Genomic DNA, 15,256 nt, shown 5'->3' with positions numbered 1-15,256 from the left:
GGCGCTCTCGTTTCACACGGAGAAGTCAGTGCCGCTGTTTACACTTGTGCTGTGGCCAATAGCACTGTGAATTCGGGTTCTTCTCACTCCTCAGACGAGCACGTTCCCGAGACTGTCGATCCCGAACTCGCTGAAGCACGGGATGAGGCGCAAACACTCACGACGCGCATTCTTGAACTTCGCGACGCTTATTACGTTCGCGACGAAACGCTCGTCGACGATGCCGAGTACGACGGCCTGATCCGCAGGCTTGAAGAGCTGGAAAAAGCGCATCCCGAGCTCCAAGGGCAAGACAGCCCAACCTTGCGCGTCGGTGGCCGCGTAGCGACCCTGTTCGATCCCGTCGAACATGCCGAACGCATGTTGAGCCTCGACAATGTCTTCTCGCTCGAAGAGTTCGGCGAATGGGCCGCCAAGGTTCAGCGCGACTCCGCTCGCCACATCGATTTCCTGTGTGAGCTCAAGATTGATGGACTCGCTCTCAACCTCCGCTACATCGACGGCGTTCTCGTCAGTGCCGCAACGCGGGGCGACGGTCGCGTCGGCGAAGACGTGACCGAGAACATTCTTCGGGTTGAAGGCATCCCTCAGCGCTTAGCTGGCTCGGGGCATCCGCCCATCGTTGAAGTGCGCGGGGAAGTCTTTATTCCTTTGGAGCTCTTCCGCGAGCTCAACGCAGAACAGGCACGCATCGGCGAGAAGGTCTTTGCCAACCCACGCAATGCTGCAGCCGGTTCGCTGCGCCAAAAATCTGAGGGTAAGAACGACGAAAAGTTGGCTGCCATGCGTCGTCGATTGTCGTCGCTGCGGATGCTCGTGCACGGTATCGGGGCCTGGAACGGTGAACGCGAAGGCAGCGAACCGATCCGCACGCAGAGTGAGGTGTACGGCGTTCTGGCGGAGTGGGGTTTGCCGACAAGCCGCTATTACAAGGTTGTGCCCACGGCGACCGAGGTCGACGAGTTCATTCGGTACTACGGCGAGCACCGCGACAGCGTCGTGCACGAGATTGACGGCATCGTCATCAAGGTCGATGAGCTTGCGCTGCACGAAGAACTCGGCGCAACGTCCCGTGCTCCGCGTTGGGCAATCGCGTACAAGTATCCTCCCGAGCAAGTGAATACGAAGCTGCTCGACATCGTGGTTGGCGTCGGGCGCACAGGTCGCGCAACCCCGTATGCCGTCATGGAGCCAGCGCTGGTTGCTGGTTCGGTCGTGCGCCAGGCCACGCTTCACAATCAGGATGTCGTCAAACGCAAGGGCGTGCTGATTGGCGACACTGTTGTGCTGCGCAAAGCGGGAGACGTCATTCCCGAGATCCTTGGCCCGGTTGAAGAGCTGCGTGATGGCACGGAGTACGCCTTCGTCATGCCCGCGAACTGCCCGGAATGTGGCACGCCCTTGCGCGCCATGAAAGAGGGCGACATTGATTTGCGGTGCCCGAACGCTCGCAGTTGCCCGGCGCAGGTTCGAGGCCGCATCGAGCACACCGGCAGCCGGGGTGGGCTCGATATCGAGGTGCTCGGCGAGGTTATTGCGCGGGCGCTTGCTCAACCGCGAGAGCCCGAAGTGCCCCCGCTCATCAACGAAGCGGGACTATTCGATCTGACGGTCAAAGATATTTTCCCGATTGTGGTCGCGGTACGGGATTCCGAGACCGGCGAAGTGCTCACTAACGACGACGGCACCGAACGGCTCGTCACTCCGTTCCGGCGTGCGCGTAAATCAACCGGCAAGGACGCTGACCCCGAGTTCGACGCCAACGCCGCCGAATTTGCCGGCACTCCCGATTGGGTTCCCTCGAGCAATGCGATCAAGCTCATCGCCAACTTGCAGGAAGCCAAGACGAAGCCGCTCTGGCGACTGCTCGTGAGCTTGAGCATCCGCCACGTCGGTCCCGTCGCGGCTCGTGCACTGGCTGACTACTTCGGTTCGCTCACGGCCATCCGTGAAGCTACGCGTGAAGAGCTGGCTGCTGTTGATGGTGTTGGCCAGATCATCGCTGACTCGGTAGCCGATTGGTTCGAGGTCGACTGGCATCAAGAGATTGTTCAACGTTGGACGGATGCGGGAGTGCAATGGTCCACTCCCGGCCATCCGGGCCCCGGGGCAGCGCAGTCTAACGACGGCCCTCTCGCCGGTCTCACGATTGTCGCGACCGGCAGTCTGGAAGGATTCACGCGCGAAGGTGCCCAAGAAGCGATCATTGCCGCAGGGGCAAAAGCGGCGTCGAGCGTGAGCAAAAAGACCGACTTCGTGGCCGCTGGCCCGGGCGCGGGCTCAAAGTTGACGAAGGCGGAACAGCTGGGAATCCCAGTTATTGACGCTGCACAGTTCGCTCGACTGCTCAAAGAGGGGCCCGACTCCCTCTAAAACCTAGTAAAACGTTGGTAATGCCTTCGACTCACCCCCGAATGGGGTTGTTTCCCCTTAGGATTAGCTGAACGTGATCGTGCGCGGGGATGGCGCACAGTTCACGGTCCTGAGGGGATCACCCGACGTTGCTGATAGAAATTGCACTCGCTTTGGCTACCTCGGTTGTAGGCTTACCCGCCGCCGAGGCCTCTGGCGTGCCCTCAATCGAATTCCGCTCCATCGTCACGAGTGATGCACCGGCTCCCTTTGTCGGCCCCGTTGTCGACACCACCGGTTCTCTCGGCACCGCAACGTTCAGCACTCGTACCCTCACCTCACTCGCGAGTATCCCCGCCGACAGCATCCCTGAGTTCTTCGCAGCGCGACCGGGCGCGATCGAACAGATTCTCGCCTCGCAACCTCCCGCCCAAGAAGTTGCGCTCTGGTGGGGCGACTTGGCGACTGACAGCCAGGCAGCTCTAGAGATCGCTAGCCCACAACTGTTGGGCAACCTCGAAGGCGTTCCCTACAGAATTCGCGACGTCAGCAACCGCACTGTTCTTAACGAAACCATCGTTGACCTTACCGCGGTCGTTAACTCGGATGCGGGTCGTGCTGTGCAGCAGAGCGCGCGCCAGCAACTCAACATGCTCTCGTCGATCTCGGAGTCTCTCGCGTTCGATCGGGCGGCTCCCGAGCGAACCCTCATCACCCTCGACGTCACTGGCCAGGGTAAGGCCGCCATCGTGCTCGGCGACGTGAGTGAAGCCGACTACGTCAGCTTCTTGGTGCCGGGCATGTTCTTCACCATCGAAGGCCAAATGTCGTACTGGGCGGATGCCGCCTACACGCTGTACTGCGAGCAGCAGCAGTGGCTAGACCATTTCGAATCCCAATCAGTGTTCACGCGAAATGAGACCGTCGCGACGGTCGCGTGGATTGGCTACGACACCCCCAACCTCACCAACGTGGGCGCGATCGATAACGCGAACCAAGGCCGCGACACTCTCGCTGATGCGATTCTCGGATTGCAGGCCCTGCGCGGGGCCGACCAGCCCTATATCTCGGTCGTTGCCCACTCCTATGGAACGACCGCGGCCATGATGGCGCTATCGGAATACGACTTCGAAATCGACGCCCTCGCCATGGTTGGGTCGCCCGGCAGCCCAGCACGATCCGTGGACGATCTCCATGTTCGTGGCGGCAACGTTTTCGTGGGAGAAGCTGCGTGGGATCCCATTCCCAATAGTTCATACTTTGGCGCCGACCCCGGAACCCAAGCTTTCGGAGCAAAGTCGCTCGGCGTCGGCGGTGCGTACGATGTTGTGATGAAGCAGCCGCTCGCCGGTTCCGTCGGTCACAACGATTACTTCACTCCGGGCACTGAATCGATGCGCAACTTTGCGCTGCTGTGCATCGGGCGCAGTGACCTCGTCATCCCCGAGGACGCACCCACCGTTCAACGCGCGGTCGCCTCCGTGGATAACACGCAGAGCTAATGGCTCCTCGCCCCACACGACGACTGCATCTCGCTGAGCTGTCGTCGTGCTCAGCAATACGGCCGTGAGTGTTGACGCTCTTGCCCTGTCGCTCATCGCCGACCGCTAAGCCGAATACACTGGAAGGGTTCCCTGTCTGTTTCCCATCTTCGGAGCTCCATGACTGACACCAATCCGGGTGCGATCACTACTGAGGTCGTTACGCACCTCGCATCGCTTGCCCGCATCGCCCTTACCCACGACGAAATCGAGAAGCTCACTGGTGAGCTTGGTGCGATTGTTGATTCCGTGGCCAAGGTCAGCGAGGTCGCAACCGATGAGGTTCCGGCAACGAGCCACCCGATTCCTCTGAGCAACGTCTTCCGTGCGGATGTTCCCGGCGTCACCCTCACCACCGAACAGGCGCTCGCCGGCGCCCCTGAGCACGACGGTTCACGCTTTGCCGTGAGCGCGATTCTGGGAGAAGAACAGTAATGGCAGCTTTGAACGACCTCACCACGATGTCGGCAGCAGATTTGGCCGGCAAGCTGAGCTCGGGCGAAGTCTCGTCTGTCGAAGCAACCCAGGCACACCTCGACCGCATCGCTGCCGTCGACGACCGGGTTCACGCGTTCTTGCACGTGTCGGCGGATGCTCTCGCCAACGCCAAGCGCATCGATGAGCGTCGCGCGGCAGGGGAGTCGCTCGGCGAGCTCGCCGGTGTGCCCGTCGCCGTCAAAGACGTGCTCTGCACGATCGACATGCCCACTACCGCGGGCTCCAAGATTCTTGAAGGCTGGGTTCCGCCCTATGACGCAACGCCCGTGGCGAAGTTGCGTGCCGCTGGCCTCATCCCGCTCGGTAAGACCAACATGGACGAATTCGCCATGGGCTCGTCAACCGAGCACTCGGCGTACGGTCCGACGCGTAACCCGTGGGATCTCGACCGCATCCCCGGCGGCTCCGGTGGTGGCTCTGCTGCGGCCGTCTCCGCGTTTGAAGCTCCGCTTGCTCTCGGTTCTGACACCGGCGGATCGATCCGCCAGCCGGCATCCGTCACGGGTTCCGTTGGCGTCAAGCCCACTTACGGCGGCGTCTCGCGCTACGGCGCGATCGCTCTTGCGTCGTCGCTCGACCAGGTTGGCCCCGTCTCGCGTACCGTCCTTGACTCCGCATTGCTGCACGATGTGATCGGCGGGCACGACCCGCGTGACTCCACCTCGCTCAACGAGCAGTGGCCGTCGTTTGCTGCCGCAGCTCGTGCCGGTGCCGCCGCCGAAAGCCTCAAGGGCCTTCGCGTGGGTGTCATCAAGCAGCTCGACAGCCCCGGCTTCCAAGCCGGTGTCTCGCAGCGTTTCCACGAAGCTCTGCAGTTGCTCACCGACTTCGGTGCCGAAATTGTTGAAGTGGATGCTCCGCACTTCGAGTACGCGGTTGAGGCGTACTACCTCATCCTCCCCGCCGAGGCGTCGAGCAACCTCGCCAAGTTTGACTCGGTGCGTTTCGGCCTCCGCGTCACGCCCGAAGGCGGTGGAACCGTTGAAGACGTGATGGCAGCGACCCGTGAGGCTGGTTTCGGCGACGAGGTCAAGCGCCGCATCATCCTCGGTACCTACGCCTTGAGCGCCGGCTACTACGACGCGTACTACGGCAGCGCTCAGAAGGTGCGCACGCTCATTCAGCGCGACTTCGCTGCAGCGTTCGAGAAGGCTGACGTTCTCGTCTCGCCCTCGGCGCCCACCACCGCGTTCAAGCTCGGCGAGAAGCTCGAAGATCCGATGGCGATGTACCTCAACGACGTCACCACGATTCCGGCCAACCTTGCGGGCATCCCCGGCATGGGTCTTCCGATGGGGCTCGCTCCTGAAGATGGACTACCGACTGGTTTCCAGATTATGGCTCCGGCTCGCGGCGACGCTCGCCTGTACGAGGTCGGCGCCACGCTCGAGCGTTTGCTCGAAGCTCAGTGGGGTCACACCCTGCCGAGCCAGATTCCGGCCCTCGGCTAGCTAGTTCCGTTTCTGTCAGTCGACCCGTGTTCATCAGGAGCGCGGGTCGACTGCGTTAACGCGATCGTGGTGGCGGAGGGCAGGCTAGGCGTTGTCACTCGTTTGCCGTTCGCGGTAGGCGATTTGGTTCATCCGGTTTCCACAGCGGATGCTGCAAAACCGTCGTGAGCCGTTGCGCGAGAGGTCGGCCATGAGGCCTTCGCAGTCGGGAGCTTCGCAGCGCCGCAACCGCCACATCGCGTCGGACCGTACAACGTCGACGAGTGCCAACCCCACTTCGGCCTGAATGCGCTCGGCGAGCGGTGCTTCGGGGTCGTTGGCGTGCAGGTGCCAGTCGAAGTCGCCGTGGCGCGCCAAGAATGGCAAGGCTTTCGCTTCAGCGAGCATTGCGTTGATCTCGATCGCGGCGTCGTCCCGCGTGAGCTTCCAAACCCCGCGGATGCGGTCGCGCACGGCCCTCACTTCGGTCACTTCAGCGTCGTCGCGGTCGATGCGGCCGCTAAACCGAAACTGCATGACGAGCTCGTGCACTTGCGCGACCGTCATGAGTTCGTCGTCGCCTGATCTGCTTGCGAGTTCATGCGTGTTTCCGAGTAAAACGGCGAACTCGAGACTCTCCACTGTGTCAGGGGCAAATTGCAATTTGACTCCTTATTTGTTTCGAGACTAGCGTCAGCAGAAATACTCGTCAATCTCGTTCAAAGTAGTTGCCCATGAATCGCTCGTCCACCACCCTCGGCCTACTCATAGCTGTGATCGCTGCGGCCAGCTTCGGGTTATCGGGCGCGCTGATTAAACCGGTACTGGAAGCCGGGTGGAGCCCTGCGGCGGCGGTGACCGTTCGCGTTCTCATTGGTGGCACCGTGCTCGCGCCGTTCGCGATCCTGGCCCTCAAGGGGCGTTGGATCGCGCTCTGGTACGCGCGTAGCCGCATCCTGCTCATGGCCATCATTGGCGTTGCTGGTACGCAACTTGTCTACTTCGCGGCCGTCGAACGTATCCCCGTGGGCATCGCCATCCTGCTCGAGTACATGGCGCCACTTCTTCTCGTCGGCTTCGCGTGGGCAACGACCCGTCGCATACCCAAAGCGGTTGTGCTGATCGGCTCGGTGGTGGCGCTCGGCGGCCTTATCCTCGTTGTCTCTCCCGAAGGATCAGGCGCTCTCGACCCGATCGGCATCATCTTCGGCGCCTGCGCGGCGGTCGGGGCGGCCGTCTACTACGTGGTTGCTGCGCGCTCGAGCGAGGGCTTGCCGGCCGTCGCCCTAGCCGCAGCAGGTCTGCTGATCGGTGGCATCATCCTGGGGCTTATCGGTCTCGTGGGTATTGTGCCGTTCGATATGCCGATGGTGGATGTCTCGGTGCTGGGTTTTGTGGCTCCCTGGTGGGTTCCGCTGCTCATCGTGGGTATCGTCGCGACCGGTATCGCCTACTCCACGAGCATCATGGCGAGCGAAATGCTCGGTTCCCGACTCGCGTCGTTCGTCGGATTGCTCGAGGTCGTCACGGCAGCGATTTACGCCTGGCTCTTGATCGGCGAAAACTTGTCGATCACGCAGTTCATCGGGGGAGCGCTGATTCTGGCGGGGATCGCCTTCGTTCGTTCCGAGAAGTCGGAGCATATTGGTGACTTCACGATCGAGGCCGAGGCCTTCCCGAGCGACGAAGATGAACCAATTTTGGCCCCGGCATCCGCGCCGCTCGAACCGGGTACCGATACGGTGCCGCTGCGCCACGTACAATCGTCTGGTGGCTAAAGCTGAATTGATGGACTACGACAAAGCACTCGAACTATTTGAGCCGACGCTCGGTTTCGAGGTGCACGTCGAGTTGAATACCCAGACCAAGATGTTCTCGGATGCTCCGAACCCTGCCGCGGCGGGTGCTGAGCATGGCGAACCGAACACCATGATCACTCCGGTTGATCTCGGTTTGCCCGGCAGCTTGCCTGTCGTCAACGAAGAGGCGATCAAGTATTCGATCTCTTTGGGGCTCGCGCTCGGGTGCGAGATCGCGCCGAGTTCACGCTTCGCCCGCAAGAACTACTTCTACCCTGACCTCGCGAAGAACTACCAGATCAGCCAGTTCGATGAGCCGATCGCGTTTGAGGGCTCGGTCGAGATTGAGCTCGAGAGCGGCCGCACAATCACCGTGCCGATCGAGCGCGCGCACATGGAAGAAGATGCCGGCAAGCTCACCCACGTGGGTGGCTCGACCGGTCGCATCCAGGGTGCCGAGTATTCGCTGGTTGACTACAACCGCGCGGGTGTTCCTCTCGTGGAGATCGTCACGCACATGATCACGGGTGCTGAAGCGGATGCTCCCGAGGTCGGCAAGGCGTACGTCTCGGCTATTCGCGACATCGTTCGCTCGCTGGGCATCTCTGAAGCACGCATGGAGCGTGGCAACCTGCGCTGCGACGCCAACATTTCGCTGAGCCCGCGTGGTTCGGGCAAGTTGGGTACGCGCACCGAAACGAAGAACGTGAACTCGATGCGCAGCGTTGAGCGTGCGGTTCGTTACGAGATTCAGCGCCAGGCGGCCATTCTTCAGAAGGGTGGCACGATCACCCAGGAGACCCGTCACTGGCACGAAGACACCGGTGTCACGAGCGCTGGTCGCCCCAAGAGCGACGCCGATGACTACCGTTACTTCCCCGAGCCTGACCTGCTTCCCGTCGAGCCTTCGGCTGAACTGATTGCCGAATTGCGTGCAGCTCTTCCGGAGCCTCCCGCGCAGCGTCGCAAGCGCCTGCAGGCGGCATGGGGCTTCACTGACCTTGAATTCCGTGACGTCAACAACGCCGGACTCTTCAGCGAGATCGAAGCCACCGTTGAGGCCGGAACGACGCCAGCTCAAGCGCGCAAGTGGTGGACGGGCGAAATTGCTCGCCTCGCCAACATGCAGGGTGCTGACGCCAGTTCGTTGATTAGCCCCGCGGATGTTGCGGCTCTCGTTGCGCTTATGAACGACGGTGTACTCAACGACAGTCTGGCCCGCCAGGTTCTCGAGGGTGTTATCGGCGGCGAAGGAACTCCCGCCGAGGTTGTTGAGAGCCGCGGGCTCAAGCTCGTGTCTGACGACGGCCCGCTGATTGCTGCTATCGATGAGGCCCTTGCGGCCCAGCCCGATGTTCTGGCGAAGATTCGCGAGGGCAAGGTGCAGGCTGCTGGTGCTGTTATCGGTGCTGTGATGAAGGCGATGAAGGGTCAGGCCGACGCTGCTCGCGTTCGTGAACTGGTCTTGGAGCGCGCCGCCGCCGAATAGGGTGCCCGAGGTGGTGTGGGCTTGGCGTAGTTCGAACGTCAGTTGTAGGCAGTACCGTTGAGGTCATGTCTGAAACTGCCGATCTTGTCGTCGAAATCCATGTTCCCCTCACTCCCGACACCGAGGTAGCCGAGGGCGAGAGCCGCTTCCCGTGGATTGAATCGCTCGTGGAGTTCACGAGCGAGCTCGACGAGGGTGGCGAAATTTTCGTTGTCGAAGAGGGCGACGTCTTCAACGAGGCCTACGTGATTGTGATCACGGGCGCTGATGAGTCGACGCTCATGGGTGTCGCCAACCGCGTAGCGAACCTGCCGGGCATTCCGACAGGCGTTTTCGCCGTACAAACGGATGCCGATGCTGACGAACTCGGTCAGGGTACCGTCGTCGAAATCTCCTAGCGAGAAGCGCGGCCAAACTTAGTCAAATTTGTTTGTTTTGCGTTGGCTGCGGCGTACACTGAGAAAGCACCGCAGCCGCCAGTACACGCGCGTGATTGAGTCACCGCCCTGACGAGGGACGATCCGCCCCGTCTGCAGTAGCTTCGTACTACTGAAGAGCACAACACCATGACAAGCAGCACCCCGGTGGGTACGCCCACGAGCCCCATTCCGATTCCCTCCACCATCTTTTCGCCGCAGGTGATGTGGACCACGATCGGCGCGTTCTCGCTGATCTTCTTGGGAGCGTTCGAGACCCTCGCGGTCACGACGATCATGCCCACGATTAGTCGCGACCTTGATGGTGAATCGCTTTACTCCGTAGCCTTCTCGAGCACCCTTGCTGCGAGCGTGATCGGTATGGTCCTAGCCGGGCAGTGGTCCGACCGCACGGGGCCAGCCAAACCCCTGATCGCCTCCATGGCGGTCTTCACTGTTGGGCTCCTCGTGGCGGGTTTTGCGGGCACGATGGGTGTCTTCATCATCGGGCGCTTCCTGCAGGGGCTCGGTTCCGGCGCACTTATCGTGGCGCTCTATGTGGTCGTGGCCCGGCTGTACCCGGCGGTGCTGCATCCGAAGATCTTTGGATTGTTCGCTTCAGCTTGGGTGTTGCCCTCACTGATTGGCCCGCCGCTTGCCGGTGTAGTGGCCGAGCAGATTAGTTGGCACTGGGTCTTTTTCGGTGTGGTCTTTCTCGTGATCGCGGCCGGTGCTGCGATTTTGCCTGCGGTGCGCGTTTTGCTCGACCAGCCGGTCACCGTGGGGGAGAAGTCGTCCGGTAAGCGAGCCGTCGTGTGGGCAGTCTTGGCTGCTGTGGCGATCGTCGCGATCAGCCTCGGCGGAGAGAGCGAGGGAGCCTTCGCCTGGCCGCTCGCGATTGCAGCCCTCGTGATTGCCATCATCGCTCTGCGCCCGTTGCTGCCAGCGGGCTCTCTCACTCTGCGTCGTGGTTTGCCCACCACGATCGTGTTACGTGGTGTCTTCGCCGCTGCGTTCTTCTCGACCGAGGTGTATCTGCCGTATCTCCTGAACGAGCGCTACGGTTTGCCCGCCTGGGCCGCGGGCCTCATCCTCACCGTCGGTGCGGTGTCGTGGGCCACCGGTTCTGCGCTGCAAGGGCGACTGCCGGAGTCTGTCTCGCACAGCCACGTCGTGGTCGTCGGATCCTTGCTGCTGAGCGTGGGCATCGCGACCCAGTTCGTGACGGCCTACTTCATGCTCTCGCTGTGGATCGCTGCGGCGGGTTGGCTTATCGCTGGCGCGGGCATGGGAATCACATTCCCTCGACTTTCGACTCTCGTGCTCAGCCATTCGAGCTCGCGCGACCAGGGCTTCAACAGCGCTGCGCTTTCCATTTCGGATGCCGCGGGCGGCGCCGTAGCGATTGCTTTCGGCGGTCTCGTCTTCGCTGCCGTCGGCGGGCTCGTGAACGGTGCGGGATTCGTGGCGGCTCTCGGCCTTGCGGCGGTGCTGGCTGTGGCATCCATTCCTGTGGCCCTGCGCGTGCGCACGCGCTAACCCAGCGGGGCACAGTCGGGCTGTCGTGGCTCGTAGCGCGCACACCACCGCCGAGAAAGCGGCAACACAGCGGCCAGCGTTGCACTGTGTTAAGCAGTGTTTCGGGGTGTTACGACTCTGCCGCGCGGTCGCGGGCAATTGCGATTACCGTCGCCGCATGACACTTCTCACTAACGAATCAACGTCCACCGATCTCGCCGCCGACCGAGCCGCACGCCTTACCGCTGCGGGCGCTGCGTGGAACTCACGCATCGCCGCGAAACCCGCCGCTGCCGAACTCACTTACGCCGTTACCGGCAAGGGCGAAGGGTCCGTCGGCACGGTGCTCAAGGCCGGAAAGCACGTGTTCCACATCGACGAGCCTGAGGGGCTCGCCGGAGATGACCTCGCAGCAAGCCCGGTGGAAATTGCCCTCGGCGCGCTCATCGCGTGCCAGGTTGTTGTTTTCCGCCTGTACGCTCAAGCGCTCAGCATCCCGTTCGATGACATCTCGGTCAAAGCCGAGGGAGACCTCGATGTGCGGGGCCTCTTCGGAATCGACGACACCGTACGTAACGGCTTCGGAGCAATCCGTCTCAACATCACCATCACGGGTCCGGAGTCGCAAGAGCGCTACGACGAGCTTCGCGAAGCCGTCGACGCCCATTGCCCCGTTCTCGACCTCTTCGCGAACCCCACCCCCATCACCACGCAGGTGATCAAGGGCTAGGGGAACCCCAGGATGATGCCCTCAGACATGATCGACCGGTAGCTCGGGCTACCGGTCGATTTTCTGTTAACGGCAGCATCGACGAGTAACCTCGAGGCTATGAAGCCCGCCTTCGAATTCACGTCAGAGCTCACGCCGTGGGCGTCGAAGCCGAGTGTGCACTTTCTTCACGTGCCGCCGGATGTTGGGGTCGATATCAAGGAGATTCCATCGCCGCCGCGGGGCTTCGGCGCCATCGCGGTCGAAGTCACGATCGGTGCCACCACGTGGACGACGTCGATCTTTCCCGACAGCAGTGTTGAAGATAGTTACTTCTTGCCCGTCAAGATCGCTGTGCGGCGCGCTGAAGGCTTAGAGGCCGGCGACACGGCCGAGGTTACGATTCAGCTGATCTGAGGCCCCGCGCGGTCCGCTGTGGCGCCAGCGCGCAACGGCGACGGCCGGGCATCCCGGCGTTTAGGCGGGCCAGGCTCCGATGATCAGCGCCATCACAACGATCGTGACGAACTCATGGCTCACGTTGAGTACCGTGAGGCCGTTGGGGCGCCCATCAAACTGGTCATGGGTGATGAAACGAGCGGCCGTGAATCCGCCCCACAGCACGATGCTCGTCAGCAGTGTGTTCACAAAGAAACTGCCGCCGTAGAAGTCGAAGGCGATGAACGCTGCTCCCGCGAGTACCCAGGCCGTGATGAAGCTCACGATGACCGTGACGACGATCGGGCGGATGGCATCCGCTGAGTTGCCGCTGGGCGTCACTCCTGCCGCTTTCATCCAGTAGTTGCCGAAGATGCGAGGGGAGTACCAGATGGTGCCCACGATCATGCTGGAGAGAGTCGCGAGTATTACGGCGATGTAGTTAATTTCGGGAACCATGACAACCTCCGGCTGATATTCGGTGCCCGAATCCTACTCTCGCCGCCGTTAGCCGGTGATGCTTTCTTCGAAGCGCTGAATGGGGTCGTACCAGCCCTGTTCCAGAACGTAGCTCTGGAATTGCTTGTCGAGTCCCAGGATCACGGCGAGACCGACGATCAACAGAATGATGCCGACCACGCGCTTGAACACCCCGTTGGGGTTGGCAAGCCAGCCCAGTTTGCGAGCGAATGCTTGCCCGAGGAACGCGATCATCAGCAGCGCAATGGCGAGGCCGAGGGCGTAGACAACGATGTAGAGCAGGCCTTCGCCAAACGACACGGGAAGCACCGTCGCCAAAATCAGCGCGTAGGTGGGGGAGCAGCTGCTGAACGTGGGGCCGAGCGCGGCGCCCAGCATGACATCGCCGCCAAGTCCGCCGCGCGAATACGAGCGGTTCATCACGGCGTTAGTGCGGTTCTGGATGCCCGTGGCCATCATGAAGCGTTCCCAGAGTGCGGGAAACACGAGGGTGAGGCCGAAGATGATGAGGATGCCGCCGGCGATGACTTGCCACACGAGCTGGGGAATGCCCAGCAACGCTGTGGTTGCCTTGAGCAGCAGTGTGAAGAGGATGACCGAGCCGGCGAGGCTGACCGCGATCACGACCGGGCGGAACCACTGGCGTTCGGCGACCTTCGCGTCACTGCTCGTGCGCACGATGGAACCGCCCACGATCACGGGCAGCAACGGCAAAACGCAGGGTGCCGCGACAGTGAGAATTCCCGCAACAAACGAGAGCAGGATAAGACTGAGCATCGCGGCTTAGTTGAGCGCGGTGAGAACGGCGTTCAGCGTGGCGTCGGCGTAGGCCACGAAGTTGTCTTGAACCTTTGCACCGCTGGAATCAACCTCAACGAATGTCGTTTGTTGCGTCACGCCGTACTCGGCTCGCAGATCTTGGTTGGTGTCGTAGTCGACCTTCACGATCGTGATTCCCGAAGGAACGCCCGAGGCCTTGATGTCTCCGTCTGCAGAAACGCACTGCGGGCACCAGGTGGCGTGGAAGAACAGGATGACGCGGCCATCGGCATCCGCAATGGCACTCGGGCTGTAGTCGACGTAGTCGCCGCCGCCATCGTTAGCGATCGCAGCGCTCTCGTCGGCATTGGGCTCAACGTTCGAGTCGGCATCACTCGAGTTTTCGAAGACTTGAGAGCCGCCGGTGGATGCCGCGGTGTCAGCGGGGTCGTCCGAGTTTTGGACTGCGACGATCGAAACTGCTGCAATAACAATGACGGCAAGAGCGACAATGACCGCGAGAATTCGCTTGTTCATGCCGACTAGTAACGTACGCGGCCGACGAAATCTTCCGCCTCGCGAGAAATTTCTGGGACTATACCCAGACTTCAGCAGTGTGCGAATACAGCTTGAGATCGCCGAAAGTTAGCGCACCTGTGAATCTGGCTCGCGTATACGGGAGCAAAACCATCAATGCTGCGCCCGCTTTGTGCTCGATCCGCACCTCGATCGCGTCCGACTTGAGCGACGCGATTCGCGTGTTTGAGACGATAGCGCTGCACCGCGAGATCGCAGCCATTTGACGCAATTGCGTCACGGTCTGCGCGATCAACGCTTGGGCATCCAGATGCTTCTTCTTCAACGCTTCGTCTGCCGACATTTCCAGCACTCGGCCTGTGGCATCGGTCATCAACGCGAACGTCATGAACTCGCTGGCATGGCTCAAATGGTTGCGCGCCACGTTAAGTGACGAGTCGAGAATTCGATCAACGTCAGCCTGCTGCTCGGCGTTGAGCGCGTCCCTCCACGATTTCATATCCAAACCGTAGCGAGTCACATGGCTCCTTGTCCTGCGAAGCGCCCAAATCACCCGCGTTTTGGTGTCAAGACTCTTTCTCACGTGTTGAGGTCGATTCCCGCGTTTTTCGCCGACTGTCGGCGTGCTGCGCTAACGTCGAAGCATGCAAAAAGCGCAGCTCAGCAGTGCCCAACGTGGCCATTCCCTCGTCGCCGGCGCGGTCGCACACGCCCTCTTTTCGGTCGGCTGGCTCATGCTCGGGTTCGTTGCTCTCGGCGGAGGCATCACGCTGCTTCTCGGCGGCACGGCAAACGGCGTCAGTGGGCTTTTCGGTGATGTTCCGGTTGTGGCCGACTTCATCGGCAGCGCAGGCAGCGTCATTGGCACCGTCATCATCGTGGTCGCAGTGGTAGCCCTGTTGCTTATTGCTCTTGCGGCCTTCGCGAGTGTTTTTCTTCTCAAGCGAGGGGCCGTGCGCAAGCCGTGGCAGGTGACATTCCAGTCGCTCGGTATCGTCGCCCTGCTCGACATTCCGCTCTTCGTGGCGTACCTGACGATCGCGGCGAACGCTACTGATTCCGCCGTGGGTGGCACTGTGCTGCTCGGCCCTGTCATCGGCATCATCGGTTCCGCCGTCGTGGGAGCACTCGTGTGGTGGTGGATGGCGTGGTCGCGCCGTGGATCAGCGTCGAAGTTTGCCGGAGTCACCGCCACGGCATCCGCAACCGCCGTTGCTCCTCAGCAATCGTCGAGCGCCGCTGGAGATACTGGCACCACCACGTCGAAGTAATACGCCAGCGAGCGACACC

General features: G+C 61.6%; 16 protein-coding genes. 11 read left to right on the top strand and 5 right to left on the bottom strand.

What is annotated here, in order from left to right; all coding sequences use genetic code 11:
* The first annotated feature begins 51 nt into the window (after positions 1–51).
* From ligA to gatA, 4 genes are all read left to right on the top strand, one after another.
* On the top strand, positions 52–2,373 hold the full coding sequence (gene ligA, locus ACWTV1_RS03215) for an NAD-dependent DNA ligase LigA (RefSeq protein WP_498504092.1): 2,322 nt from the start codon (positions 52–54) through the stop codon (positions 2,371–2,373).
* Between the two features lie 197 nt (positions 2,374–2,570).
* The gene (locus ACWTV1_RS03210; protein ID WP_498504091.1) at positions 2,571–3,854 is read left to right on the top strand and encodes an alpha/beta hydrolase; all 1,284 of its coding nucleotides are present in this window, start codon (positions 2,571–2,573) and stop codon (positions 3,852–3,854) included.
* Between the two features lie 159 nt (positions 3,855–4,013).
* The gene (gene gatC, locus ACWTV1_RS03205; protein WP_100388632.1) at positions 4,014–4,328 is read left to right on the top strand and encodes an Asp-tRNA(Asn)/Glu-tRNA(Gln) amidotransferase subunit GatC; all 315 of its coding nucleotides are present in this window, start codon (positions 4,014–4,016) and stop codon (positions 4,326–4,328) included.
* Positions 4,328–5,842 (top strand): Asp-tRNA(Asn)/Glu-tRNA(Gln) amidotransferase subunit GatA, encoded by a 1,515-nt coding sequence (gene gatA / locus ACWTV1_RS03200; RefSeq protein ID WP_498504090.1) that lies wholly within the window; start codon positions 4,328–4,330, stop codon positions 5,840–5,842. The genes gatC and gatA overlap by 1 nt, the downstream gene beginning before the upstream one ends.
* An 84-nt stretch (positions 5,843–5,926) precedes the next feature.
* Here gatA and ACWTV1_RS03195 read toward each other — a convergent pair whose 3' ends face one another.
* Positions 5,927–6,484, bottom strand: a complete 558-nt coding sequence (locus ACWTV1_RS03195; protein WP_498504089.1) for a CGNR zinc finger domain-containing protein — start codon at positions 6,482–6,484, stop codon at positions 5,927–5,929.
* A gap of 71 nt (positions 6,485–6,555) precedes the next feature.
* On the opposite strand from ACWTV1_RS03195, the gene ACWTV1_RS03190 reads away from it, so the two are divergent.
* The 6 genes from ACWTV1_RS03190 (at position 6,556) to ACWTV1_RS03165 (ending at position 12,169) form a co-directional block, all read left to right on the top strand.
* Positions 6,556–7,599: an EamA family transporter gene (locus ACWTV1_RS03190; protein WP_498504088.1), complete on the top strand. Its 1,044-nt coding sequence runs from the start codon at positions 6,556–6,558 to the stop codon at positions 7,597–7,599.
* Positions 7,592–9,109, top strand: a complete 1,518-nt coding sequence (gene gatB / locus ACWTV1_RS03185; protein WP_498504087.1) for an Asp-tRNA(Asn)/Glu-tRNA(Gln) amidotransferase subunit GatB — start codon at positions 7,592–7,594, stop codon at positions 9,107–9,109. The genes ACWTV1_RS03190 and gatB overlap by 8 nt, the downstream gene beginning before the upstream one ends.
* Before the next feature lie 65 nt (positions 9,110–9,174).
* Entirely contained in the window at positions 9,175–9,507 is a 333-nt protein-coding gene (locus ACWTV1_RS03180; RefSeq protein ID WP_100388636.1) for a glutamyl-tRNA amidotransferase, read from the top strand.
* A gap of 168 nt (positions 9,508–9,675) precedes the next feature.
* The gene (locus ACWTV1_RS03175; protein WP_498504086.1) at positions 9,676–11,064 is read left to right on the top strand and encodes an MFS transporter; all 1,389 of its coding nucleotides are present in this window, start codon (positions 9,676–9,678) and stop codon (positions 11,062–11,064) included.
* A 157-nt stretch (positions 11,065–11,221) separates the two neighbouring features.
* Entirely contained in the window at positions 11,222–11,773 is a 552-nt protein-coding gene (locus ACWTV1_RS03170) for an OsmC family protein (protein ID WP_498504085.1), read from the top strand.
* Positions 11,774–11,872: 99 nt separating this feature from the next.
* Complete coding sequence (locus tag ACWTV1_RS03165) at positions 11,873–12,169, top strand: DUF1905 domain-containing protein (RefSeq protein ID WP_498504084.1); 297 nt, start codon at positions 11,873–11,875, stop codon at positions 12,167–12,169.
* 60 nt (positions 12,170–12,229) lie between these two features.
* On the opposite strand, the gene ACWTV1_RS03160 is transcribed toward ACWTV1_RS03165, so the two are convergent.
* The 4 genes from ACWTV1_RS03160 to ACWTV1_RS03145 are packed head-to-tail and all read right to left on the bottom strand — an operon-like array spanning position 12,230 to position 14,465.
* A complete protein-coding gene (locus ACWTV1_RS03160) occupies positions 12,230–12,649 on the bottom strand; it encodes a DUF1761 domain-containing protein (RefSeq protein ID WP_498504083.1) in 420 nt (139 codons plus the stop codon).
* A gap of 48 nt (positions 12,650–12,697) precedes the next feature.
* The gene (locus tag ACWTV1_RS03155; RefSeq protein ID WP_498476830.1) at positions 12,698–13,447 is read right to left on the bottom strand and encodes a cytochrome c biogenesis CcdA family protein; all 750 of its coding nucleotides are present in this window, start codon (positions 13,445–13,447) and stop codon (positions 12,698–12,700) included.
* Between the two features lie 6 nt (positions 13,448–13,453).
* Positions 13,454–13,966, bottom strand: a complete 513-nt coding sequence (locus tag ACWTV1_RS03150) for a thioredoxin family protein (RefSeq protein WP_498504082.1) — start codon at positions 13,964–13,966, stop codon at positions 13,454–13,456.
* A 58-nt stretch (positions 13,967–14,024) separates the two neighbouring features.
* On the bottom strand, positions 14,025–14,465 hold the full coding sequence (locus ACWTV1_RS03145; RefSeq protein ID WP_498504081.1) for a hypothetical protein: 441 nt from the start codon (positions 14,463–14,465) through the stop codon (positions 14,025–14,027).
* 145 nt (positions 14,466–14,610) lie between these two features.
* On the opposite strand from ACWTV1_RS03145, the gene ACWTV1_RS03140 reads away from it, so the two are divergent.
* Positions 14,611–15,237, top strand: coding sequence for a hypothetical protein (locus ACWTV1_RS03140; RefSeq protein ID WP_498504080.1), 627 nt, complete (start codon positions 14,611–14,613; stop codon positions 15,235–15,237).
* Positions 15,238–15,256 lie beyond the last annotated feature (19 nt).

The sequence above is a fragment of the Salinibacterium sp. VpJ6 genome, assembly GCF_059767345.1.
The sequence above is the reverse complement of the archived record's forward strand: the minus strand, read 5'-3'. Positions and strand labels throughout refer to the sequence as shown.